This window comes from Terricaulis silvestris, from assembly GCF_009792355.1.
Lineage (GTDB): Bacteria > Pseudomonadota > Alphaproteobacteria > Caulobacterales > Aquidulcibacteraceae > Vitreimonas > Vitreimonas silvestris.
This window is the reverse complement of the sequence record NZ_CP047045.1, coordinates 138,240-162,301: the sequence shown is the minus strand read 5'-3', so window position 1 is coordinate 162,301 and position 24,062 is coordinate 138,240. Positions and strand designations below refer to the sequence as shown.

Below are 24,062 nucleotides of genomic sequence, written 5' to 3'. Positions count from 1 at the left end.
CTTCGTCAGATGCCCTCAACAGCCGCAGCAAGCCTGCGGATGGGGCGAGATTCCCGCGATGACTTTTGCACCGAGCGCTCTGGGAAACCCAGAGCGTGACGCGATCGCGCTACTGGCGCACTACGATGCGTCGCCGCCGCGCAGAACAGTCACCATGCGCCTCACTAGCGACGGCGCGACCGATCAGGTTTTCACCGACTTCACTGCCACGCAGCGGCGCGCAAGCCACCTCGAGACTGGCCGCCTACGCCGCTTGCAAATTGCGCGGCCTTCCCGGCCCCAGCGTGACGCTCAGGGCCTCCGCGCTTCAGGGTGAAAACTGCGTCGCCATCAATCCCGACAATCTCCAACTGGTGAATGTGAACGGCCAGTGGAAGATCATGGACGGCAGCCGACGGGTTCTCCAATTCGGCCCTCACCGCTCACCCGCCGAACTATCGTTCAACACCATCCGATCCTACGGCTTCACGTCACAGTGTTCGGTCCCGCTCATCAGTCCAGTCATCGCCAATCCCAGGCCTACGATGATGTATTGGCGCGGCGGCAATAGCGTGCCCGTTTTGGACCGCAACATAACGAACCCGGAGACGTGCGCCGCACTTCATCCTACCGCGAGGGGCGTGGTGAACATCAACGGGAATTGGTACGTCGCAAGCGGCAACGGCCCCGGGCCCGCCGGGGAGCTGCTTCTCAATTTTGGGACCGATCGCGCGCTCGCCGACCAGGCGTTGGCCATTATTCGACACTACAATCTCACCAGGATGTGCACGATTCGATATTTCCCGGACAATGTGACGTCCATAACCTTCATGCAGTATTGGCTCTCAGAGTGAGTCGGCTCCGGCGCTCGCTATCACTTTGAGCGCAACCTGGCGCGGCGATTTCTGAGGCAGGCCGTCCACCGCGGCCCATGCGGGCGAGCGCTTCGTCCTGGCGGCGGACTTGGTCTGCAGGCAACTGCAAAGATGCTCCACGCTTGCGCCGGCCTGGGATCAGACCCGATAGTGCGTGCCCGGGAGGCCTTGTGACACTCGATCTCACTGCACTTGCAGCGGCCTACGCTGTTGGCGTCGCCTTGTTGCTGATGGGTTACGTGCTTGCCGGCCCCGTCTGGGTCGAGCGGCACTCGATTCAACTGGCCGGCCCTGGCCGGCCGCGCCGCGTCTCGGGCTTTTGGGGCGAATGGTCCCTGTTCACCGCTTGCGCCGGCGTCGTCGCCACCGTGCGCGCCTTCACAGACGTCGCCATCGTCGATGACGTCCTCGTGCCCCACTGGCGCGTAGCGCTCGGCGTTCTGCTTGCCGTTGGACTGATCGTTCTCGTTTATTCGCTCAGCGTGGTCGCCGGCGCCAAGCGTGATGGTAAGGACGCCGCCTACCGCGCGCGCCTTGGCGCGGCCTACGTGCCGTATGCGATATACTCGGCCATCCTGTTCGCGGGCGGCATCGGCGTGCTGGGCTTGCTCGGCGCGGAGTTCCTCCACGATCAACACGCCTTCAACACCCAAGCCCGCATCGTCGCACAATCGGTCAGCCGAGCCGTCGCGGCAGCGCAGGCGCCCGGCGATCCACTCGATGCAGCGCGTCATGCGCTCACCTATTTGGAAGACGCGATTGGCCAGATCGCAGTGTCGCAGAACATCCTTCAGGATCAGATGAACCCGGTTTTCATCTTCGCCGCCGTGATCTTCGCGGTGAACATCCTGATCGTCCTGTCGCCGATCCGCTCGGCCTTCATGCAGGGCGCGATCGACCTGACCCACATCCTCACCGCTATCGCTATCGCCGGCATCCTGATTGCGGGCTTTGTCAGCTATTTCCTTTCCTACGCCGACGTGATCCAGGACACGCTGGCGCGCATGGAGGCGGCGCGTCCGAACGCGACGTTGGGGGCGTGGGAGTTGTCGCAGCGCTACAATGAGATGGTCGTGCAATTGAACAGGTCGAAGAATCTGCTTGGCTTCGCCCAGGCGATCGGCGGGGAAGGCTCGGGGCTGGCGCTGTTCGCCGCCGCGATCCAGTTCACGGTCGGCCGCATACCGGGCCGCGGCGAGCGCAAGGCGGAGGCGTGAAATGGGCGCTCGTTTCATCGCGCTCGCCGCACTGGCCGTGGCGATCGCGCTCTACGCCGGAGCGTTCTCCGTGCTGAACGGCAATGCTGTCGCTTCGTCGCGCGATCTCGTGGTGCGCGGCTCGGACACCAATGGCGCAGCCGGCGAGACGCTCGATCTGATGATCTGGAACCTGGGCTATGGCGGACTCGGGCGCGAGAGCGATTTCATCGCCGACGGCGGCACGCACTATTTTCCACCCTCTCGCGCGGCGGTGCGCGGCAATGTGGAAGCGATCGAGCGCTTCGTCAGCGACGAGGGCGCTGGCGCCCAGGTAGTCTTGTTTCAAGAGATCGCCCGCGGCGGACCAGTGAACTACTGGGTGGATCTCAAATCTAGCATCGATCAGGCGCTACACGGACGCGACAGCGTTTTCTTCGCTGATTTCAAGACACGCCTGATGCCGTGGCCACTCGCCATGACGCACGGCCAGGCGATTTATTCCACCTACAGAATCGAAAGCGCTGATGTGGTGGCTCTGCCGGCGGAAGACGCGAGTATTTTTGGCGTCAAGCGGCGGTACGCATCCGTTGTTGCGCGCATTCCCATCGACGGCGCCGCCCACGGCTGGACCGTCGCCAGCGTGCACCTCGCCGCATTCGATCCCGACGCCGCCGTTCGCACGCGGCAATTGCGCGAGCTGCTGGCGTGGGCCGAGCGCGAATACCAGAGCGGCCAGCACATCGTTATCGGCGGCGATTGGAACTTCCAATTGGCCGAGACCACCTTCCCGAACACGACGGAAGACCGCTTCCTGTTCTGGCTATTCCCGTTTCCTCAAGACGCGCTACCCGGAGGCTGGCGCATCGCCGCCGACGCGCGTGTGCCTTCGGTGCGCACAAATCATCAGCCGTATGTGGCGGGCGAAAACTACGTGACCACGATCGATGGCTTCATCGTTTCACCGAACGTCGCGGTTGAGAGCGTGGCCGGTTTCGATCTCGGTTTTCAGAACACCGATCACCAGCCGGTGCGCGCGCGCATGCGCGCACTGCGTGCGCCGCAGACCGAACAAAGCGAGCGCTGACCTTCTTAGCGCTCGCGGCTGAAAGGCTTGAAAGCGCCAGTCACACGCCATCCGACATGTTTCTTGAATGACCGGCGTACTCCGATCCGGCCGGCGGTGCCCTGCCCGCTAGAGCGGCGCGCTTTCGCCGACCTCGGACTCAGTCGGCGTTGCGTAAGAACCCAAGCGCACCTGAAGGGCAACGCGCAACCTGTGCCTCGATCTCTGATGGCGTTGCGCCGTCAGGGTCGATCCAGGGCTTGCGATTGGCGTCAACCACGCCTGGCAGTCCTTTCACGCAACGCGCGGCGTGAGTGCAGACTTCGGCGTCATAGGTGATCGTGATGGTTCCGTTGGTGTGTTGCTTAGCCGCCATGGCGACTTCCTAGAGCATTCGCAGCGCATCGCGTGAGGCTATCGCCGTTCGAGTTCAAAGCCGACGGCCAGCACGTGCCGTAGCGTCCATTTCACCGAGTGGCGCAGCGGCGTGGTCTCGCCGAAAGGTCATCCAAACGACATATCGCGAGCTGAGCCCACGTTTCCAACGACGTTAGAAAAGTGAAGTCTTCAACTCCTAAAAGCGCGAGGACAAAACGCGTTCGGAGGAGCGCGAAGTCATGATACGTGCGGAACGGGCAATTAAATCCTTCGCCTCAGCCCTGAACGGCTGGACGCGTCACCGTGCCGAAGAGCCGAAGGCTTCCGGGCACTGCCCTTCAATTCCGGCTCGCCCGCATCGACAATCTCCATTTCGGATGTGACGCATCGACAGACTGCTAGAACGACCTGCGCAACTCCAGGCGGATGCTCCGTCCAATCGGGTCACGGTACGCACGCTGGTAGCTCAGTGGCGTTTCGCCGCCTTGATCTGTAACGGTCTGGCTGGCGTCAGTAAGATTCTCAATCGTCAAGGCGACACGAGTTCTTTCCAGCCAATTCACGTCTGGAAACAACGCCCCGGTCTCGGCGAACAGCGCAAGGTCAACTTTGGCGTAAGCCGCGAAGTCAAGCCGATCCGGCGCCGACGCAGTTCCAACATCCAGCGCGGACGCTCCCCTCCAGAAGAGCGACAAGCGGCCACCGCTGCCCCGATCGGTCAACGCCACGCTTGCAGCGGCATGTTCCGGCGCGACACCGCCGCTCATACTGAAAGCGCCGCCGTTCAAGAGGTTGATCTCTGGCGCGCCCGCGCGCGGCAAGAGGAAACTGTCGAGCACTCGCGTATGTGAAATATTGAACTGAAAATTGGGACGCGAGCGCAAACCTGAGGCGTTCACTTCGTCTACGTTTGTTGGCTGCGACGCGTCGTTGAGCGGAAGCGTGAAACCAACACTGGTGCGCAGGTCACGCGTTCTTAAGCTCTCAAAGTTCACCGGCCGGTAGTCCACCGCAATAAGGCGTCCGGAGGAATCGCGCTGAAAACGATCTGAGAATGCCGACGCCAATGCGGTATTGGCATCGAACAAGCCGCCGGTCAGGTTCCGCCGCTCGGTTTCAGAGTAATCAACGGTGAACTGGAGATTGATCCGCGCCAGTGGAGCAAGCCCCAGGGAGAACCGGTCTTGCCGCTGCGACTCTGGCAGCAGGTCTGGGTTGCCCCCTGTGATGCTAACGACGTCCAATGTTTCGGCGCGAATTGGATCAAACACGCGAGCATTTTCGTTGGTTTGGATGGGCGCCGAAAGCGTGTCTGGAGCTGGCGGAATCTCATTTTGAACGACAGATGCAGCCAATCTGAGCCAATTGCCCCACCTCCAGCTGAGGCTCGCCTGCTGATGGTTCGCTGCTCCAAAGCCGCCGAAATCAATACGCCCGAGCTCTCCACTAAACTCAGCGTCGCCCCATCCCGTCATCCGTCGCTCGCTCAGGATTGGAATCGTGACACCCACCTGACCTGACCTTTCCTCGCGCGCGAATGGGGAGGAGAAGGCTGAGAGCGAGGTCTTGGACGTCATCGTCAAATCGCCGAAGCCAACACTTGAGCGGACGCGAATCTCTCCCGCTGGGAGCTCAACCAAGGGGCCTTCGGCGCCGATCGTCACGCTCCGCGCGATGGCGTGGCTCTCGGTCATCTCCGATGCAATCGGGATGGCTGCGGCAAGCGATCCGTTGAAGGGGTTGGATGCCGGGTCGACAAGCAAATTTCCCACAGCGTCGACGCGCTGGAACTCGAAAGCGCTCCTGCGATCCTCGTAGCGCAGCGAAAACGGAAAGCGCCAATCGCCGGCGGTCGCGGTCAGGGTCGTCGAAAAGCTGGCAGTATCATATTCGCTGCGACCCTTGAGCGGACGAGTGGGATCGCTAACTGTAATGACCACGTCATTCGAAAACGGGCTTGCGGCGACGTCTTCCGGCAAGAGGAAATGGGCCCGGGGCGCACCGCTCAGGGACTCATCACGTTGCCCATTCAACTGCGCCTGGAAACTTGCCGACAGCCACGGCGCCAGTTGCTTATTGCCCGCTAGCGCCACTTCGTAGCCACGGGATTCGGAGCGCAGCGTACGGTATCGGCCCGCCTCCATTGTGCTCGGCGCATTAGCGCCAGCGACAAAATCGGAGAGTGTGGGGAAAGCGATGTCCAGCGGTACAGCGGCGATGCTCACGGTTTCGCCGGCCAACACACTCAGCAGGGGATCGATTTCGAATGCGGATGAAATGGGCAGCACATTGCCCCGCAGCGTCGCAGTCAAGCTGTCAGTCGGTTGCGTCAGACCACGGTCGGAGTCCAACAGCGGGTCCGACTGAGAAATGCGCAGCGAAAGGTTTACGCGGTCGGGCCCGCGGATGTAGGTCCCTTGCGCTTCTCCTTGTGCCGAGCTCCAACCACTTTGGGTGGACGACCGGCGGCTGGCGCTCACGCTGCGCACCACCGCCGAGGGCCTCAGCACAATGTTGTAAACCCGCTCGCTGCCTGTCCCGCCAGCCCGCGCGGCAGACCCGCGGGGCAATGCTTCAATCCGTTCTATCGCCTCAACCGGATAATCGTCGATGTCGCCCCGATTGGTTATGGGCTCGCCGTTGACAAAGAAGGTAGGGTCGATATCGCCGTTTTCGGCGGCCAGAGCGTCGAGCGCATCGCCAGTTGTGTTCACCCCATACGATAAGACGCTATCGAAATCGTAGATCTGCTCCGGGGTGAAATCCGCCAGACGCGCGGCGATCACGACGATCTCGAATGGCTCGTTTTCAAGATCCGTTTTGCCGCCTTCTGGTGAGTCCGCCGATGCGCTATTTGCGCGGACCTCGGTCGAAGACGAGTCAGGCGGCGTGAGCGCCTGAGGGTGCTGATTGCTCAGCGTGGAAATCGGGCTGGCTCGCGCCGCTTGTTCACCGTCATCCCCAAGCGCCGACTGCGGCGCTGGAGGCTGTGCTTCCGCGCCCTTGTTGGCGGCGGCCGCCGTGCATGCGGCGAACGCCAAGAGCAGCGATTGAACCTTCACAATGCCCCACCCATTGCTGCCACCGGAGAGGCAGATTGGGCCAATGTCAGCGGCCGCGTCCCATCCAATCAAACTTCAGTGGTACGCGGCCGCGACGCGATCATTAGTTGCGGTTGGCGTTGTAGAAACAGTTCGATCTATACTCGCCGCTCGGCGTGGTCGTCTCAGTGCCACTGCAGGTTAGTCCGCCGCCAATATTAGACGAGACGGGCGCCGTCCGTGCGGATGTCGGGACTGGCTGACCTGGCTGAAGTTGGCCGTGATCCTGGTAGTTCCACAGGACCAAGTTGCCGTTTCTATCACTTCTTTGCACGACCTGAGCTTCGCAAGCGGCGTCGAATGCATAGACGCCGTTTGCGTCTGCAACCAGACAACCGCCAAATGGATCTTGTGTGACGTTTGCAGCGTTTTCGGCCTTCGCCCATGCGGTCGTCGGCGCTAACGCCAGTGACGCCATGAAAGCAATCGCCAGAGCTGAACTCATCAGTTTCTTGGACGTAGGCATTGGATCACCCCACTACATAACCCCACATCGAGGCGGCGTGATAAGGGGGCAGTGTTCGGCGCGAGTCACTCATAAGCGAACGAGCGCAACCGAATCTCTGCCCGTGCGGCATTTCTGTAACGTCGCCCTTCGCTCCCGCCATTCAAAATGCTGCGATCGCGAAGACAGTAGATCGCCGATAGCGTCATTCGATCGCTCGTCGTTCGCGGCGCGTCCGGTGCTGCTCGTGCCCTGGTACGGCTACGTGTCGATGTGAAGGGACGGCAGTACCAATTCACCGACCCGCCGATTGATCCCAACAACGGACGTCGAGCCGCTACGTCCGCGAAGCGGACATCTAGAGTCTGCTAATCGCCGGTTCCGGTCACTCCGCAGCCTGCGGTGCGAAACGCAGGCCGGGCGGTATTTTTTGTGCGCGTTGTCGCTGGCTCGAATGGTCGCGCGGCAGCAGTGTAAGCAAAACGGTAGCGCCCTACTATTCCAATGCATTTTCCGGAACAAAGCCGATTGTACGGTTTTGCACTCACATGAATGTCCGCGATGCTTCGTCGAAAGCTACATACGAACCCGCGCAATGGCGCGAAGCTCTCTCTCGTCCGCTAAAGCAAATCTACCCGGTGAGCGTCGCTCTTCCGGCCTCATGGCAGACACTGTTAGACGCGCTCGATCGCAAAGACAGACCGCGCTGATCACCCTGTTCGTCAACCGCGTCTCGGTAATCGCCCTTGGCTGTTGAGCCTCGGCGATTACCCCTGAAACGGTTCATCATGAGAGCGGCTCCACGCGCGGGGCCGCTCTCTAGACTGAAGCGGACGCTTCGATGGAAGTGATTGGGCGAAGGGCAGAGGCGGGTCACCGATCGATCAAGGCGTGCGGCGCGGTCGATCCAGTCACGACATCCACGAGTTACCCGCGACAACGGCGCGATTTCGCCGGTTGTAGTCATTCGCCGGCACGTAACGATTGATAAAGCGATTAGGGCCGACCAGCGCGGCGTTGATGTCATCGACCAGCTACCGTTCTGTCCGAGGCATGTCTTGCGCGAACGCGCAGTCGTTCGCCTGTGCCAATTCACCGAGGCGCTGACCGCGCATCATCGCCGGCATCATGTTCGACATGTTGCCGATCATTCCCGCCATTTCGCTCTGACTCTCCTCCGCGTCCGCCTGTTGCTGGGCTGCCTGCGCCTGCATCGCGGCGGCTTGCGCATAGCCAGCGCCCGGAACGAATGAGCTGATCACCCCAGTGACGATGCCAGTCGTCATCTGGCCACGCGCTCGTTCGCTTGCCTCCTGCTGAAGTTCTTGCTGGCGTTGCGCCGATGCCTCGATCTCCGACCGTTGAGTCCGCATGGCGTCTGTGTTCATTGTCGTGCCCATTTCGGTTTGGATCTGCTCGCACGTTAGCAATTCATCGCCGGGGCGCGCGGCATTGGCTTGCGCGAGCGCTTGCTCTGCTTGCATGCGCTCGCTAGCGACTTGCATGGCGTTCACGCCGTCTTGCGCCAGAGCCGACCCCGGAGGGAGAACCAAAGGCGTCGTCAAAATCATTGCGGCAGCAATCACCGCTAGCCGTTCAACGTTCTTCAACTCGCACCTCCCGAACCCGCCTCAAGACAGCGATTGGCGGGCCAGGACGCGCTCAATATCGCCAAAACGCCAGCGAAATCCGAGGCAATGTCACCGGCGACGTCGGAGAATGGCCGGCACGTGCTCGCAACGCTGTGATCAGCGAATGTCTGGGCCGCTCAAAGCGAGACGTAGATCACAATCGGTGAGCTACGGCGCGCTTTCGCCGGTTCCGATCATTGGCCGGAAAACACATGAGCCGCGCGTCGCACCGCGCCGGGTCGCCCGATCTTGGCGCGACCTCGGCGCTCGCTAAGACCAAAGGTCGCTCAATTCGTTCGACCAATCGGACTTCGGCCGCTGACGGCGCCGCAAAGAGTCCCTAGGGTTCATGTAGGCTTGGTAGACCCCGGACGCCCATGCAGCGAAAATTGACCGTCATCCTTTCGGCCGACGTCGTCGGCTACAGCGGCCTGATGGAGCGCGACGAGGCAGGGACGCTCGCGCGACTGAAGGAGAACCGCAAATCTCTTTTCGATCCGCGAGTCGTCGCACAGGGCGGGCGTGTGTTTAAACTCATGGGCGATGGCGTGCTGGTTGAATTTCCCAGCGCCTCCGCTGCCGTCACCTGCGCTCTCGACATTCAAGCGGCGATGGGTGCTGCCGAAGCCCACAGGCCTGATGCCGAACGCTTTCGCTATCGCATCGGCATCAATCTGGGCGATGTGATCGTCGACGGTGACGACATGTATGGCGAAGGCGTCAACGTCGCCGCGCGCCTGCAAGCGCTTGCGCCCGTGGGCGGCGTCGCCGTGTCGCGCAATGTTAGCGATCAAGTCGCGGGCAAAGTCGCCGCGGAATTCGAGGACATGGGCCCGCACGCGGTGAAAAATATCGAAAACCCCGTACACGTCTTCGCCGTTCGGCCGCAATCTGTGATCGTCGCGCCGTCTCAGGCGATAGAGAAGCCTCACAAAATATCGATCTGCGTGCTGCCCTTCGCCAACATGAGCGGCGATCAGGAGCAAGAATATTTTTCCGATGGCATCACCGAAGACATCATCACCGACCTGTCCAAGGTCTCGGCCCTGTGGGTGGCCGCACGCAACACCGCTTTCACCTTCAAAGGCAAGCACGTGGACGTGCCGCAGGTGGCGCGGCAGTTGAAGGTCAGCCACCTACTCGAGGGCAGCGTGCGCAAGGCGGGCGGGCGTGTGCGCATCACCGCCCAGCTCGTCGACGCAACCGGCGGTCACGTCTGGGCCGAACGCTACGACCGCGACCTGAGCGACATCTTCGCCCTGCAGGACGAAATTTCGACAGCGATCGTAGCCGCGCTAAAACTCAGACTCCTTCCCGAAGAAAAGAAAGCCATTGAGCAGCGCGGGACGACCAACGCCGAGGCCTACAAGCTCCTTTTGATGGCGCGTCAATACGAGGTCGCCGGCAATATTGGCAGCGCGCGGCGGAGCGAAGCGATTATCCGCTTGTGTCGGCGTGCTACCGAGATCGACCCGAATTATGCGCGCGCATGGGCCATGATCGCCAGCGCACAGTCAGCGCTGCGCTTTCATCATGCCAGAATGGAGGAGGATGGCTTGGCCGCCGCAGAACGAGCACTTGCGCTCGACGATTCGCTCGCCGAGGCCCACGCGGTAAAGGGCAGAGTTCTAGCATACGCGGCCCGTTACGATGAAGCGCAACGCGAGATCGAGCTTGCGCTGCGCCTCGACCCCGAATCTTACGACGTGAACTTCGCGGCGGGAAATTTTTGTTACCAGGTGCGTCGGACGAGGGACGCGATCGCTTACTTCGAAAAAGCCGCCGACCTCTTGGAAACGGACTTTAGGTCACTTGGTTTAGCTACGAGTCTTTATGTCGCGATCGGCGACAATGAGGGGGCCCGCCGTTCCGGTCAGCGGTCGCTGGAGCGGGCCCAACGGATCGTCGCTGTCGAGCCGGACAATGGGTCGGCTATGAGCTTCATCGTTGGCGGGTTGGCGGCGATGGGAGAGCGCGAACGCGCCAAGGAATGGATCGAACGCGCCATGCTGCTCGATCCAGATAACGCCAACATGCGATACAATTGTACTTGCACGCTTGTCGCGTTAGGCGAACTCGATGCAGCATTAGACCTGTTCGAGACTGTTGTCGCTACAGCGGTCAGAGAAAGGCTGAACTGGTACGCGAACGATCCAGACATGGACCCCATCCGTGATCATCCCCGATACAAAGAAATGATCGCCGCAGCTGAAGAGCGGCTGGCGACGGGCGGTTAGAAAGCACCGCCGCCTTCGTAACGGCAAGTTTGCGGTGTGCTGTCCGGTGCCAAACGCGCGTCAACGCGCTGGCCGTCCGCGAGGGTGAACCGGGCGCCACTATCCCTCGTCGAGTGCGGACTGGGTCAGAGTCAAGCTCAGCGTCCGCTTGGGCCAAGCTCTAGCCAGCCGGCGCTGGCCCAGCATTTGCGTTCCAGATATCCCATCTCAGCATCCACTCGCCGCCCTCAAGGGTCCAGACCACCACATATTTGCCTTCGGCAATTGATGCACCGGCGGCATCGAAGATTCTGAATCTGCCGCGTTCTGAGATGGTCGTTGAACCTGCCGAGATTGTCTCATCCGTCATCAATTCGAGGCGCGCGGCGCCGGAGTCGATGAAACCCTGCCAGAATTGCATAATCGCTTCTCGTCCCTGCACCGGACTTGCGCCATCAGGCATGACAATCGCACCGTCAGCGTACATCGCCGCGACTGCAGTCCCATCGCCAGCCGCGAATGCTTGCGCGAAAGCGGCATTGCGCGCTGCTATGATCGTGTCGCCGGACGTTTCGCTGGGCGGCGTGCATGACGCCAATGTCGTCACGAACAACGCGAGCGCACCTACCAAGAGCGTTTTCATCGTCAATCTCCCGAGGTCTCAAGCGTCGTTAAACAACTGGCGATCACTCCGCGCGTCAATATCTTCCGATGCGCCGTAACTTCGATTACAACCAAAGTAGGAAGCGATCCGAAGCATACTTCCTAAACGGCGCGCTCGATTCAAACGAGACATTGGCGCCCTGCCCGCGGGAGCGGCCCGCCATCGCCGGGAGCGGACATCGGCGTCGGCGTGAGCGCGGCGGACTAACCCAGCCAACATTCGCCGCACCTCCCGAGCGCATCGCCACGTCTCGTGTCCCCCAGCGAGGGTTTTGTAAATATCTGGCGGTCAACGTTGCCCCTCCGAGGCGTACGCCGCGCCAGCTCGAACAATATTTGCGCGCGTCAAGAAGCAAAGTGAGTCTAGCGTTGTGAACGCACCCTTCTGAGCGCGCGCGGGGAAGCTCCTTCATCGACAAGCTGAAGGTCGTTGTGCAGGCCAAGCCTGTTCAGCACTGATTGATTTCCTCTGAACGCATGAACGGCAGCTTCGGGACGGCCTCTTTGTAAGTTCTGCTCCCGAAGCAGTCATTCCTGCCTAGCCGACGCGCTCCGATCCGGTCACCGGCACCCTACCCGCTGGAGCGGCGCGATGTCGCCGAACGCAGACGAACAAGAGAAGCTCGTGCTCGTTACGCGCTGTGTACTGCACGCAGTTCAGTCCATCCCACTCCGATCGCTCAGATTGTGAGGCTACACTGTCCGCGGCAATGACTCCGCATCTTTGTCGTGCAAGGGTAGCGGTCGGCGCGGCTGGCGGAAGGGGCGTAACCGCAAGACTCCCCGCCGTGCCGGCGTACGGCGCGAGCGGCGACCCTACATTTTGTGGACCGCCGGGCGTCTCAAGGTCATCGCAAGATGCCTCGTTTCGCGGCGGAATGCGCATACCAGATGTAGAAGATGCCGACGGCCGCAGCCACTGCGGAAAAGATCATGCCGATGTCGCGCCCCATCACTTCGCCGCCTTCGCTAAGGCCAAAGAGATAGATGGTGTTGAGCACGCCTGCAGCGAGCGAGACGACGAAGGCGTGGAACGCCCATCTGCTTCGTAGCAACAGGAGGATCGCGCCCAAAAGCGCGGCTCCCACAGTGGTCGCCCACACGCCCCATGCCCACGCCGGTACCGAATGGAAGAAGGCGACCTGCTTCGCCCTCATCTGATAGTCATATGCGCCTGTTTTGAACATGTAGATGTCATAGCAGCCATACGCGTTCCATAGGAGCGCGACGACGCCGAGCACCCACAGGTGCCAGGGCGTTTTCACAGCGGATTCAGACATGATTTTCTCCCGCTCGGGGATGCTACAGCCGCGAGAGGAGATCGCCAGTCTGTAATCGGGCTTTCACAATGCAGCGGTTGATTTTCCGCTGGCGGGTGCTCAACGCCGGCGTGAACGGACTGGCGTTATGGCGGCAAAAGTGCTGAATTTGACTATAGACGAAGAAGTCGGACTGGCTCGATGCGATATGTGGCGCCGCTGTTGGTTGCACTTCTGCTTCTGAACGGATGTGCACCGGAAGTGCCGACAGCGTCGTCGTCTGAAGCTTTGCCTGTTTCCTCCTTTCCGATCAATTTCGATCCCTTATGCGGGGGCCGCCCGGCGGGACGCGCCGCGCGCATCTACGATGAGTGCGGCTCGCAGATGGATATTTTTCAGAGGGCGCTTGAGGAGGCTCAAGCGACTGGGAAAACAGTCATCGTGAGTTACGGCGCTGAGTGGTGCGTCTGGTGTCACGTATTCGACAGTCACGTAAATGGAGCAACGGGCCGATTCAATTATCCGAACACCCCCTCATGGACTTCGGTGGAACGATCCAGGCGCGACGTGCCGCGAGACGCGAGAGCCCTGAACCAATTCGCGTCGGAGAATATCATCCTGGCTCACATCGAAGGCGACAAATCGCCGGACGGTCGAGCAGTGCTGGAGGCGACAGGCGCTGCAACTCATTTCAGCGGCGGTCTTCCCTTCATCTTTTCGGTCACGCCCGAAGGTCGATTCGGGGCGGCGGTCGACCTTGAACATCTCGACGCGGAGCAGGCGGCGCCCTTCTATCAAGGTTACGATCGCGCGGTCTTGCTCGCTGAACTGCGTCGGGTTCGCAACATAGCGCGAAGCGCGCCGTCAACCGCGCCGTGAGCCGCCGAGTCCGAGTAACACTCAGTATGCCGACTGTCGATTTCGCCGAACGGCGGCAGCGATCCAATGGCGTCATTGGCGCCCTACCCGCTAGAGCGGCGCGCTTATCGCCGATGCGAGACATTGCTCGTGATTATTCGGCGGTCGGCTTGTCCTCCGGCCGCGGTGCTGGCGCGGCCGGTTCGTGGCCATCCTCGGTTTCGCTTTCCGTTGGCGACGCCGCTTCGTTCGCGGTCTGAGCCGTCGGTTCAGACCCGCCGGCCGGCGAGCTGGCTTCTTCGGCTTCCGCCGGTGACGCAGGATCCGTTGGCGGCGCCGCCTCGGCGACAGGTGGCCCAGGTTCGGCGGGACCCGTTTGCGTTAGCGCGGGCTCGGACGATGGCGTTTCTGATTGTTGTGCGGAGGCCGTTGTCGTGATTTCGCTTGACGCAGGTGCGTTGGCGCTTGGTTCCGTCAACGCCTGAGGCGCGACGGACGCGGGAGCAACCCTCATGACAGGCGGCTTTGCCCTCGCAGGTCCAGAGCTGGCGTAGCCAATCCAAGCGAAAAACGCCGCAAGCGCGACAAGAGCACCGGAGGCGATCATACCGTCTTGGCCGTAGTTTCGGACGCCGTCTCGGAAAGCGAGGTCATAGCCGAAGCCGCATGCAAACAGCAGCCACGCTATCAACAGCGCAGGCCCAGACAGACGATCGCGCGTAAACAGCAAAAGCGAGCCAATCAAGCCGAAGCCAAGGCTCGCACCCCAGATGGTTTGGCGCCAAACTGGGAAGCCCTGAATCCAAGCGACCATGTCTGCGCCGTACTGGTCCACATAGGGGGGCCATCCGGTCAATGTGGCCCACATATCGAAGACGCCGAAACCCCAGAACGCCAGCGCCAACAGCGCCAAGATGAAAAACACGATCCGCATGGCGATCCCCCTGATTGCCTACAACCGTACGCGCAATCGGGCCAAGCTTCCACGTCGACACACGCAGTGAGCGTAGTCACCCGTGCCCGCGCCCGAGTGCTTCAAGAAGGATCGCCCTTCGCGACCGCGCAGAGCCACCCAGCGCTGTAGCACCAGTTTCGTCGAGCGGCAGCCGCGATCCACTCGCGCCAATTTCATTCGGGTTCGATGTGTGATCACGAATCCAAGCGTACGCGGAATCGATCGCAACGGACTGGCTTGGGGTTGCGGCGCGTGGCCGGAAAGGACCACGCGGCGCCATCCGGCGATTGTGATCTACTGGCGCATTCGATCAACACCAGTCATTGACGCCCTGCCCGTCACAACGGCGCGCTTTCGCCGAAAAGCGACGCTGGTCCGATACTAGCCGGTCGACACTTGCGACTTGTCCTCGCTATGTCGTCTTGAGCCAGACGAAGGGGCAGCCATGTCGCCGCGATTGGACCGAGCCGAGCTGTCGCAACGCATAAAAAATCAAGCCGCTGATCTCATGCTTCAGATCGCCGTTCTGTTACAGGGCGGCGTCCTGTCGGCGGCGGCATTCTCGGTGATCGGGATTTTCCAAACGGAAGACGCAACATGGATACGCCTCATATTGTGGCTCACCAGCGTCATCATCGGCCTCTTGATGTTCTTCCGCCTGTGTCACCGCGCGCTGTACCTGATGAAGGCAGGCTTGGAAGTGCTGTTCGTCGGACCGCTCATGTGTCTGTTCCAGATCATCCCCTTTGCGGTTCTGTCGTCGACGGCTCTGGGCGAGGCCGGGTGGCGGTACTGGTACGTGGCGGACACTCTCGTCTTCGCCTTCGGCCTTGGCGCCAACTGGCTCAGTCTGCGCACGCTGAAGGCGGACCAGTATGCTGAGGATGTAGCCCACGTCTTCACTGGCCTGTACGCCTCGATCCGCCAGCAATGTTTCGAAGGCGTCGCGGCGCTATTGCTCACGTTGATCCTCACCGTTTGGATTCTGGCGATGCCGCCGGACTGGCCGTACGCCACCGCGTTCGTCTCCGTTCATCTGGCGTTGACCGTCATAAGCGGCGTCCTGATCACACGTCAGGATACGCGCGATATGAACGCCCTGCGGGCGAGTTTGTCCGATTGAAGTTCGGTCACTTGAGGTCCGCGAGTGGCCGCCGCGTTCTTATCCGGCCGGTGGCGCGCTGCTCGTCGCAACGGCTCACGATCGCCGATTGCGGGCACTCAAGTGTTGCCCAGAATAGAGCCAAGCGGCGTATCAGCAGACCCGACGGCCAACGTCCCACACCTCGATGCCACACCCGTCGGTGAGCAGAGATTCAGCGATCTCCCTTGCGCCGCCGTCATCCGTACATTCAATCTCTTGGACCGACATGACCGTGTCCAGTTCGTTCACGGCGAAGAATCGGTAGGTGGTCATCGCCACGGAAGAAATTTGCTCTGTCATCTGGGTGTGCCTCGTTCGACAGCGAGCTTCGCTCGCACCGCATGTTCAGGGTGTGTCGCAAAGATGTTTGATTGGCCGCCTTTGATCTAAATGACAGCGTCCGCCTCAACCGCGGGAGCGGCGCGCTTTCGCCGACAGCAGTCGTTGCCCCGAATCCCGAGACGCGCGCATGAAATAGGCGTATCGGGACGCATGACCGAGAAACTGCAAACCATCGCTGAACTCATCGCAGGTGCGCGCAGCGCCGTGATGAGCCCACGAGGCAGCCGTCGCCATCTCACTTGCGCTGCCTGCGGCCAGATGTACGACAGGACCGATCCAGCGCAAGTGAGCCACCATCTTAGCGTAGAGCATCCGAAGTGGACCCCTTAACGTCAGCGGCGTAGTCGCTCCAATGCGGTCAGCGCCTTAAGCTCTGCCCGACCGGCGTGATCTCGCCGAAAGCGGACAGTCGAAGATCGATTCAGTGGTACCGCTCGCGGAGCGCCTACGCGAACAGCCCCGCCACCGCGGTCCGATCCACTTTTCCCGTGGGCAAACTCGGCAACTGCGGACACGTGATGATGCGAATGTGGGCCGACGTATGCAGTTTTTCCGCCAACAAGCGACGTGCCGCGGCCGCGTCGAAATTTGCGCTCGCGACAACGGCGACGCCGAGCTCTGGCGCTAGTCCGCCGGGCGACTGAATGCGCACCGCCGCCGAAATCTCGACGCCCGGACATTGGCCAACCAGTTTTTCGATCAGCTCGGCGGCGAATTTCGAGCCGCCCAGATTGATCATGTTGTCGGCGCGGCCATCGATCATCAGCACGCCGTCTTCGGTCAGTCGCGCGATGTCGCCGGTGTCGAACCAGCCCTCGGCGTCGAACGCCGGCGGGCCGCCGATATAAGCCTCGACTTGGCTGCTGAACGGCGAACGCAGCAACAAGCGTCCGCCCTCGCCAATTCGAGCTTCGGTCGAAGCCACCATCTTGCCCGACCAGCCAGTGACGTAGCTCGCCGAATCGAAGCGTCCCCAAGTGGTTTGTCCAATTTCGGTCGCGCCCACGCAGATGTAAACGCCGCAGCCGAACGCCTTTTCCGCGCGCGCCAGCAGCGGCGGCTCCGCGACGGAGCCGAACACGCACAGGCGCGCAAGATCACCTTTGGGTGCTCCCATTTCAGTGGCGGCCACGAGTTCGTTCAGCGCCAGCGGCGTCACCATCATCTCGCGCACACCGAAGCGCGCGGCTTCGTCGAGGGTTTCGCCGCCGCTTGGGCTCATGCCGGCAAAGCCGTGGCCGCCGAGCAAGGCGCGCAACAGGAGGAAGACCGAAAATGGCGCCGTCTCAGGGATCGACACAAGAACCGAGCCGATGCTCTCGCCGACGCCATCGGGCAGCGCAGTGACCATGTCCACGTATGCTTGCGGATGAATCCGCACGTAGCGCGGCGCGCCCGTCGAGCCCGACGTGGAGAGGACAAGCGTTCCGGGCGCTGTGAACGCCATGGTCAGATCGGGCGGCGTGTTCAGCCAATCTTGCGAAAACACGATAGAGCGCTCTGCGCCTTCCGCGTTCTGGTCGGAAAAGCGGATGGCGGAGTCGATCTTCTGCCCCCGCCGCGCCAGCGCACCGATCGAGGACACAAGGGCGACGTCTGAGCCGAGGCGCGCCAGTGCGAGAAGCAACGCTATCTTAAGCGCGCGGTTATCGGTGACGATCGCCACGCATTGTCCGGGGCCAACGCCCTCGTCACGCAGGCGTGTCGCAAGCGCCGCGACGGTGTGCCCAAGTTTAGCGAACGAGAGAACTTGGCCGTCTTGGCTGAGCAGCGCAGGTGCGTCGCCGTACCGGTCAAAAGCGTCGGACAGAGCTTCGTTCAGAGCCACGAAAGGCCCCGGTATCAGAACTTGACGATCGCCGCGGCGCGTACGGAACTGTTCTGCCACTCGTACCCGCCGTCGAATTCGGCTTCGTCGTGGATATACTCAAGCCGAGCGTCCCAGCGATCGTTGATCGAGTACTCGCCACCGACGCCCCACGTCGTGCCGTCGGCGCTATCGGCGAGCCCGGGGCCCGCCAGTTCGCCTTCGGTCCAGACGCCGCCCACGGCGCCGAACGCAGAGAAGGCGCCGAAGTCGTAGCCGCCGATCGCGCGCAAACGCGAAACCCGGTCGAGCTCAGACGCGGTCGACCAATCACTGTCGTATTCGGTGAACAGGCTGGTCTCACCTTCGGCGCCGAAGAAGAAGTTGCTGTGATTGAAGCGGACGCCGCCAAGAACGGAGCCCATCGTCAAATCGTTGGAGTAGTCGGTGCCGAGGGCGCTCAATTCGCTCTCGACGCTCGTTTCTACGCCGGCGCCCACATAAAAATTCTGCGCGGCAGCGGGCGAACCCGCAGCAATCGCAAGGAGCGACGCGGAGATCGCAAGTGGACCACGAATGGACATGAGACCTCCCCCAAAACGCCAGCGGACTGCATAGCACGAGCGCTCACTTGTCGTCACCCCTATGCGCGGCCTGCGGAATTTTAGCGCCTCGCGGAAACTATCGTGTTTCCAACGCATTGCGACTTACCCCGAGGCTAGTCCTGTGGCTTGCCCGCATCACTCGTCGCGTGTTGATGACGACAGGGACCGGGCTGATCGTCACCGATAGCGGACATCATGTGACGCAGATCGAGCATGGGCCAGCGGCGCCAGTGACGGCGTCAGCGTCCGTGGCGAACACTTCGCATGCTCGCCCTTGCTGCCACACGCGCCAACTATTACCGCGTAGGCTAGCTCGCATCACGGACTGAGCCGGTTGAGCACGTTTGGTGAAACACAGGCTGCGATTCCGATACGAATTGCAGAAGCCGCATCGCGCACGGCGATGCGACTGGCGTCGGTGTTCGCACAGGCCGCAACGAATAGTGCGGCGAAGAGTTGGCGCGCATTTAGTCCAGTCCTGACGGGCTGATCGGGAAGCAACTGCCGAACATCTCCCTCACTCGCAACTCCCGCTTCGGGCCAGCGTAGGTCACGGCATCAATTCTCTCGAACGGCTGTCGCGCTCCAGATCAGCCGCTGGCCGCTCGATCGGCTCACAATCGCCGAAACCGGTCGCTGGCTGACTTCGATTACCTGCTGACCGCCTCAGCAGGGACTCTCACAGATTCATCTTCAATGACCGGCTCAACGACTGGTTCGGATTCATCTATCGCAGCATCGGTGCTTGCCTCAGTTTCAACGGCGTCTGGCTCATCAATCGGCGCCGGCGCATCCACCGTAGATTCATCTGCGAGTATGGGTTCATCGATTACAGACTCGGCCGCAGGCTCGCGATCCGCAAGGTTGTCGTCCACAGGTTCGCCAGTGAGTTCTCGAAACAGCGCGCGGTAACCCAGCATGGCTTGTCGCAACTCTTCTGTGCTGGCTTCACCTTGTGCGTCTCGCACAGAGATGTCGTGGGCTGTGCGGTAATCTTGGACCAAAACCGGATGGTCGACGGAGAGATCCGCCGAACGTTGTTCAAAGTCTCCGTCGGGGTAACCGCGACTCCCCATGACCTCGCTGAGCAATTGCTCCGCATCGGCCACAGCCGCTTTGGGATCGTCAACAAACTGCGTTTGGATTGCCGTCCACATGGGCACATAGCGCTCGCGCTCCCCGGACGTCAGGGGTTTGATCGCAAACCCCCGAACACGTTTTTCGCGCTGGTGAAGCTCAGCTACCGCCTTTCGTCGCCCACCAGTTTCGACGACGGCGCGCTGATACTCAGGGCCAAATCGCAAACGAAGTCTGTCGGCACGGCGCCTTCTCAGAACGACAATCGCGACCGCCAACAAGGCGAGAACTACGACGACACCCAGGACAGTCGCTGTGATCGTTTCCATAACTGGTACCTACCTTGGCCTCCCGGCCTCGCGGGAACACCGTCAGATCAACGGGGTTGACCGGCGCCAGTTCCCGCGCACGGCCAGTGTCGTACTGGGCGTCAGGGCGATTGGCCCGCGCCGCCGTTACGCGTCGCTCACTCTGCTTCTCGTTACTCGTCCCGATCTCGCCGGAAGCAGACTCAGCGGACCTGAGTGACGGCCACAAGACCAGGCGCTTCGATCTGGCCGATGGGTGCGCCGCTATCAATCCGTCCGACGCGCCGGCAATTCCGAACTTTCGATGGCCCCGCTTTGGTCTTCGTCGAACCGCGCAAACATCTCGCTTTGCGAAGCATCGAATTCGGCGCGCGTAATGATCCCGTCTTCGTTGGCGTCCGCATCCATCATGCGGCCGCCTCCACGGCCTGAACGATCGCCGCTATCAGGCCCGCCGCCTCGTCCTTGACGCTCGTCCTCTGTAATGGCGCCATCAGAATTGTCGTCCCGGCGCACAAAGCGGTCGCCGGCCGAAGCGTCGAATTCAGCGCGCGTAACGATCCCGTCTTCATTGGCGTCGGCGCGACGCAAGAAACCGCCACGGCCGCCCTGCCGCTCGTTTTCCGCTTGCTGCTGGGGTTGCGCTTCTGGCTGCGGCGAGCAAGCGCCGGCGCCTACGATGGCCGTCGCGAGGGTCGCCATCAGGATGCGGACGCTCATCGAATTCTCCTTAAGGCCCCAGGAAATGCATGGCGCCGATGCGACACCACAATTTGTCGAGTCCTAGACAAATTGTGTCGGGCCCGTCGTCACCGATCCCCGTATTCGCGGCATGTGTGCGCAGAATGCGTCACGCAAACAGGTCCTCCTGACGCGGACTCACGTCGGCGGAGTGCGGTGCTACAGGCGCTGCTCGCTGTCGCGTCAATCTAGAACGCCCCGTCTACCCGCTACGAGTCTTCGTATCCGCTTTCACGTATGCGAGATAGTTGTGTCGACGTATGTCCACGCGATCTCGCGACACGGTTCGGCGCCTCCCTTGCGCGCGCATTCAGCTGGCGATCATGCGCTGGACATCACCTTCCAGCGAACGAAACGTTTTCCCACAACCCGCGTTTCGCTTACTGAAAGGAACCATCTGATGAAACGCATTGCTCTGGCGACCGTCGCCGCGCTCATGTTCGTGGGCCCGTTGGCGACCACTGCCTACGCTCAAGATCGGTCAGGTTACGAACGTGGCGATGACAATGACCGTGATCGCCGCGGCGACGATCGACGCGACGGTGATCGTTACGATCGCGGCGACAACGACCGCTACAATCGAAACTGGCAGCCGATCAATCAGCGGCAGAATATGATCGAGAACCGCATTCGGGCCGGCATGCGCAACGGGCGCCTTTCCCGCAACGAAGCATTTCATCTCCGGGCGCAGTTCCGCGACATCGCCCAAGTCGAGGCGCGCTATCGCCGCAACGGGTTATCGTACCAGGAGCGGCGTGATCTCGATCGACGGTTTGATCGCCTGACCGCGGACCTGCAGATCGCACTGAACGACCGCGATCGCCGCCGCGGCTAACTGAAATCGAGGCCGCCACATGCTCGTGGCGGCCTCGGGCTGTGGCCGATCATTTACTTTGGTCGCAGCCGCTTCGTCGAACCGACACACGACGGTGTTTCGCCGAACGATCCTCTCGAAAGTCAGCAATGGGCCAGCGTAGGTCACGGCGCCTGTTTTCTTGAATGGCCGGCGCGCTCCAATCGAGCCACTCCCGCCTGCTCGTAAATTCGGCGCGATCTCGCCGGAAGGCGACATTCCGATGTTCAATCACGGCTCTGCGGCGAACACCACGCCATCCCAAGGCCGGTGGCTCAGCGCAATCGACCTAGAGCCTGCTTGCAGCCAAGAACAGAAGGTCCGCTCACCAGACGCCGCCGATCAGAAACGCGAACACAACCGCACCGGCGCACACGATCAGTACGACGACGGCTAGCCAGAAGGCCACAGTCCACCAGAGCGGGTTTTTCTTGTCGTCGGACATGCGCATCATTCGAGCCACCAGTGTGTCGGTAGTTCTGGCTTCAATGTCGCGGTCGGGCCAGCGCCGCGCCATCCCCAATGTCCAGAGAGCGCAGAACCGGTCGTTAGCGGCCTGCCCGCCAGAACGGCGCGCTCTCGCCGATAACGGCCCTTAGAGCCCTTTGAATGCAAGATAGTCAGTCGCGTCAGCGGGGCTGGCCTCCCTCGCCCAACTTGCGATCTGGCGCAACTTGCCCACGGTCTCGTCACGCGCAAACGTATGGAAGTTGATTTGGGCGTTTTCAAAGGTCGAAGGTTCATCGGCGGCAAACCACAGACCGCAGTTCAGGCGCAACACGTTCGGACCGATGACGAAAAGCTGAGCGTATGCCTCCATGATCTCCGCGAACTTGCGCGCGCCGCTTCCGCGAAAAACGGCGGGGCCGCATCTGTCGAGCGCTGTTGCTTCTCGCATTCCAGCTTGAGGGTAGAAGCACGGCGACCACGAAAGCGCGTCCCACATGTATGTCATAAGGTCGTCATGTAGCTGGACGCCCTCGGCTCCCAGTGGCCACCGCAAGTAATCTGACGGTGGATATTCTTTGGTCGATAGCAGGTGAAATGAGTGGAGCATTGGTCGCGGCCCTTTACGCCGAATTGGGCCTCCCTCGGCTTTAGAGCCAATGGCTGCTCTGGGCCAGCAGCGCGCCGATCGACAAATTCCGTCAACGGCGTAGTCGATACAATCCAGCCAATCGCTTAGCGGCTGCAGCAACGGAGCACTTTCGCCGGGAACGGACGTTCGACCGACGGCTATCGAACGGCGTTTGGTCGGATTGATTGCTCGACGAACTCCCGAGCTTCGCTTCTTTCGACGCTGACGTCGCTGCACCTATACATCATGGTCTCCCAACCGGTCTGGTAGAGTTCTGTTGCGCGAGCGACGACAGAGCGCTCATTCAGATCCACCAGCTCATATGTCCAGACATCGATCCCCTGATCGTTGCGGTCGGTATTGTGAAGGGCGATTGCGTATCGAGCGGCGCGCGGCACATTGCGCTCGACCGCCAAGCACCTTCCGGCGGGAGGATGATTGATGGGCGCCGCGCGATTCTCGTTGAACTGACAACGCGGATCACCATCGTTGGCGAAGGTGTAGCGCCAAACGCGGTCCAAGCTAGACGCTGAGGTCGGAAGATACTCCACCGACGAAAACCCTCTGAGCAGCAACGAGGTGCAAGCCGCACAAGGATTGTATCCTGGTTGAACGCCCACCGTATTCGTCCACCGGAGTGGCGGCGCAAGCAAGTTCACCCAGTCCGCGGTGAGTACGGTATCCGCCATCACGGTCTGATTGCGCCAGTGGGCAGGCTCGTCGCGACAGGCTCGAACAAGGTCGTCGTTTGGCACAGCAGGCCCAAAGCACCCGACAAGAAGCGGCACCAACACCGCGCAAATAGATGATCTCTTGACCCGCATCCTAAGTCCATCTTGGCGGCTGCTAGGCGGAAAACCAGTGAGATTTGTCAGCGACCGCTTTGGGCCAGCCGTTGGCCGTCGCACAATTTTCTCGAGTGGCCGGCGCGCTCATATCCGGTCGCTGGCGCCATGCACGCTAGAGTGGCGCGCTCTCGCCGAACACGGTCATTCCGCACTGTCATGCGGAGGATTGGCGATGCGCGCTCGAACCCGCGCAAGGCGCTCCTGATAGATTGGGCATTCGATCGGGTCGCGATCGGGGTGCAGCCGGCTCCACTCCCTCATCGCTTCCTGCTCGCGTTTGACGCGTGCGATCTCGGGGTGAAATTGCGGCGGCCGGATGATGCGGGCTGTCGGACGCCATTTCCCTGTGGGCAGGCCGAACATAAAGCGGGACCGCTGCGACAGTTTCAATGAGCCCCACCACCGCGCGTAAATCGCCCTTGCATCTCCGCAGTCGTGCATGCGCCGGCGGGTCCAGAAGGGATGGTCGAGATTGCGCCAGATCCGAATGGATTCGATGGGGCCGAACGCCAGGATGGTGCGAAACCATTCCGGAGGCACCAGCCACCGTCGCCAACGAGGTGTGGGTTCGAACATGAGACATCTCCTACCTATGGGTGGAGAGTCTGTTTTTCGCCGATCTCGGACATTGAGCTCA

Annotated in this window: 22 protein-coding genes and 1 pseudogene; 8 read left to right on the top strand and 15 right to left on the bottom strand. The window is 61.4% G+C overall.

Annotation, left to right across the window (positions count from 1 at the left end; translation table 11 throughout):
* Nucleotides 1-125 precede the first annotated feature (125 nt).
* From DSM104635_RS00830 to DSM104635_RS00820, 3 genes are all read left to right on the top strand, one after another.
* Nucleotides 126-833 carry a hypothetical protein gene (locus DSM104635_RS00830; protein ID WP_228445785.1) on the top strand — a complete coding sequence of 236 codons (708 nt, stop codon included), beginning with the start codon at nt 126-128 and terminating at the stop codon, nt 831-833.
* A gap of 191 nt (nt 834-1,024) precedes the next feature.
* Complete coding sequence (locus tag DSM104635_RS00825; RefSeq protein WP_158764365.1) at nt 1,025-2,071, top strand: hypothetical protein; 1,047 nt, start codon at nt 1,025-1,027, stop codon at nt 2,069-2,071.
* A gap of 1 nt (nt 2,072) precedes the next feature.
* On the top strand, nt 2,073-3,137 hold the full coding sequence (locus DSM104635_RS00820; RefSeq protein WP_158764364.1) for an endonuclease/exonuclease/phosphatase family protein: 1,065 nt from the start codon (nt 2,073-2,075) through the stop codon (nt 3,135-3,137).
* A gap of 139 nt (nt 3,138-3,276) precedes the next feature.
* On the opposite strand, the gene DSM104635_RS00815 is transcribed toward DSM104635_RS00820, so the two are convergent.
* The 4 genes from DSM104635_RS00815 to DSM104635_RS00800 all read right to left on the bottom strand — a co-directional run bounded on the left by DSM104635_RS00815 (nt 3,277) and on the right by DSM104635_RS00800 (nt 8,650).
* Nucleotides 3,277-3,492 carry a (4Fe-4S)-binding protein gene (locus tag DSM104635_RS00815; protein WP_158764363.1) on the bottom strand — a complete coding sequence of 72 codons (216 nt, stop codon included), beginning with the start codon at nt 3,490-3,492 and terminating at the stop codon, nt 3,277-3,279.
* A gap of 400 nt (nt 3,493-3,892) precedes the next feature.
* The gene (locus tag DSM104635_RS00810) at nt 3,893-6,535 is read right to left on the bottom strand and encodes a hypothetical protein (protein WP_158764362.1); all 2,643 of its coding nucleotides are present in this window, start codon (nt 6,533-6,535) and stop codon (nt 3,893-3,895) included.
* Nucleotides 6,536-6,659: 124 nt separating this feature from the next.
* Nucleotides 6,660-7,040, bottom strand: a complete 381-nt coding sequence (locus tag DSM104635_RS00805) for a hypothetical protein (protein WP_158764361.1) — start codon at nt 7,038-7,040, stop codon at nt 6,660-6,662.
* A 1,034-nt stretch (nt 7,041-8,074) separates the two neighbouring features.
* Nucleotides 8,075-8,650 (bottom strand): hypothetical protein, encoded by a 576-nt coding sequence (locus DSM104635_RS00800; RefSeq protein ID WP_158764360.1) that lies wholly within the window; start codon nt 8,648-8,650, stop codon nt 8,075-8,077.
* A gap of 398 nt (nt 8,651-9,048) precedes the next feature.
* On the opposite strand from DSM104635_RS00800, the pseudogene DSM104635_RS20125 reads away from it, so the two are divergent.
* Both DSM104635_RS20125 and DSM104635_RS00795 read left to right on the top strand, forming a co-directional pair.
* Nucleotides 9,049-9,462 (top strand): annotated as a pseudogene (locus DSM104635_RS20125) (adenylate/guanylate cyclase domain-containing protein); the annotation flags it as partial.
* 102 nt (nt 9,463-9,564) lie between these two features.
* Entirely contained in the window at nt 9,565-10,908 is a 1,344-nt protein-coding gene (locus DSM104635_RS00795; RefSeq protein WP_228445783.1) for a hypothetical protein, read from the top strand.
* A gap of 160 nt (nt 10,909-11,068) precedes the next feature.
* Here the strand turns inward: DSM104635_RS00795 and DSM104635_RS00790 are convergent, their stop codons facing one another.
* Together DSM104635_RS00790 and DSM104635_RS00785 are read right to left on the bottom strand one after the other, a co-directional pair.
* Entirely contained in the window at nt 11,069-11,530 is a 462-nt protein-coding gene (locus DSM104635_RS00790; protein ID WP_158764358.1) for a YybH family protein, read from the bottom strand.
* 868 nt (nt 11,531-12,398) lie between these two features.
* Nucleotides 12,399-12,830 carry a hypothetical protein gene (locus DSM104635_RS00785; RefSeq protein ID WP_158764357.1) on the bottom strand — a complete coding sequence of 144 codons (432 nt, stop codon included), beginning with the start codon at nt 12,828-12,830 and terminating at the stop codon, nt 12,399-12,401.
* Between the two features lie 189 nt (nt 12,831-13,019).
* Here DSM104635_RS00785 and DSM104635_RS00780 point away from each other — a divergent pair, with 189 nt between their 5' ends.
* On the top strand, nt 13,020-13,688 hold the full coding sequence (locus DSM104635_RS00780) for a thioredoxin domain-containing protein (protein WP_158764356.1): 669 nt from the start codon (nt 13,020-13,022) through the stop codon (nt 13,686-13,688).
* Between the two features lie 133 nt (nt 13,689-13,821).
* Here the strand turns inward: DSM104635_RS00780 and DSM104635_RS00775 are convergent, their stop codons facing one another.
* A complete protein-coding gene (locus DSM104635_RS00775; RefSeq protein WP_158764355.1) occupies nt 13,822-14,601 on the bottom strand; it encodes a hypothetical protein in 780 nt (259 codons plus the stop codon).
* Nucleotides 14,602-15,067: 466 nt separating this feature from the next.
* On the opposite strand from DSM104635_RS00775, the gene DSM104635_RS00770 reads away from it, so the two are divergent.
* Nucleotides 15,068-15,745, top strand: a complete 678-nt coding sequence (locus DSM104635_RS00770; protein WP_158764354.1) for a hypothetical protein — start codon at nt 15,068-15,070, stop codon at nt 15,743-15,745.
* Between the two features lie 132 nt (nt 15,746-15,877).
* Here the strand turns inward: DSM104635_RS00770 and DSM104635_RS00765 are convergent, their stop codons facing one another.
* The 5 genes from DSM104635_RS00765 to DSM104635_RS00745 form a co-directional block, all read right to left on the bottom strand.
* Nucleotides 15,878-16,066 carry a hypothetical protein gene (locus tag DSM104635_RS00765; protein ID WP_158764353.1) on the bottom strand — a complete coding sequence of 63 codons (189 nt, stop codon included), beginning with the start codon at nt 16,064-16,066 and terminating at the stop codon, nt 15,878-15,880.
* 487 nt (nt 16,067-16,553) lie between these two features.
* On the bottom strand, nt 16,554-17,936 hold the full coding sequence (locus DSM104635_RS00760; protein ID WP_158764352.1) for a class I adenylate-forming enzyme family protein: 1,383 nt from the start codon (nt 17,934-17,936) through the stop codon (nt 16,554-16,556).
* Between the two features lie 14 nt (nt 17,937-17,950).
* A complete protein-coding gene (locus DSM104635_RS00755; protein WP_158764351.1) occupies nt 17,951-18,499 on the bottom strand; it encodes an outer membrane protein in 549 nt (182 codons plus the stop codon).
* Between the two features lie 671 nt (nt 18,500-19,170).
* Complete coding sequence (locus DSM104635_RS00750) at nt 19,171-19,926, bottom strand: hypothetical protein (RefSeq protein ID WP_187448160.1); 756 nt, start codon at nt 19,924-19,926, stop codon at nt 19,171-19,173.
* A gap of 246 nt (nt 19,927-20,172) precedes the next feature.
* Nucleotides 20,173-20,625, bottom strand: coding sequence for an EF-hand domain-containing protein (locus tag DSM104635_RS00745; RefSeq protein WP_158764350.1), 453 nt, complete (start codon nt 20,623-20,625; stop codon nt 20,173-20,175).
* A gap of 421 nt (nt 20,626-21,046) precedes the next feature.
* Here DSM104635_RS00745 and DSM104635_RS00740 point away from each other — a divergent pair, with 421 nt between their 5' ends.
* Entirely contained in the window at nt 21,047-21,481 is a 435-nt protein-coding gene (locus DSM104635_RS00740) for a hypothetical protein (RefSeq protein ID WP_158764349.1), read from the top strand.
* Nucleotides 21,482-22,094: 613 nt separating this feature from the next.
* Here the strand turns inward: DSM104635_RS00740 and DSM104635_RS00735 are convergent.
* From DSM104635_RS00735 to DSM104635_RS00725, 3 genes are all read right to left on the bottom strand, one after another.
* Entirely contained in the window at nt 22,095-22,445 is a 351-nt protein-coding gene (locus DSM104635_RS00735; protein WP_158764348.1) for a hypothetical protein, read from the bottom strand.
* A gap of 290 nt (nt 22,446-22,735) precedes the next feature.
* A complete protein-coding gene (locus DSM104635_RS00730) occupies nt 22,736-23,266 on the bottom strand; it encodes a hypothetical protein (RefSeq protein WP_158764347.1) in 531 nt (176 codons plus the stop codon).
* A gap of 300 nt (nt 23,267-23,566) precedes the next feature.
* A complete protein-coding gene (locus DSM104635_RS00725; protein ID WP_158764346.1) occupies nt 23,567-24,001 on the bottom strand; it encodes a hypothetical protein in 435 nt (144 codons plus the stop codon).
* Between the last annotated feature and the right edge of the window lie 61 nt (nt 24,002-24,062).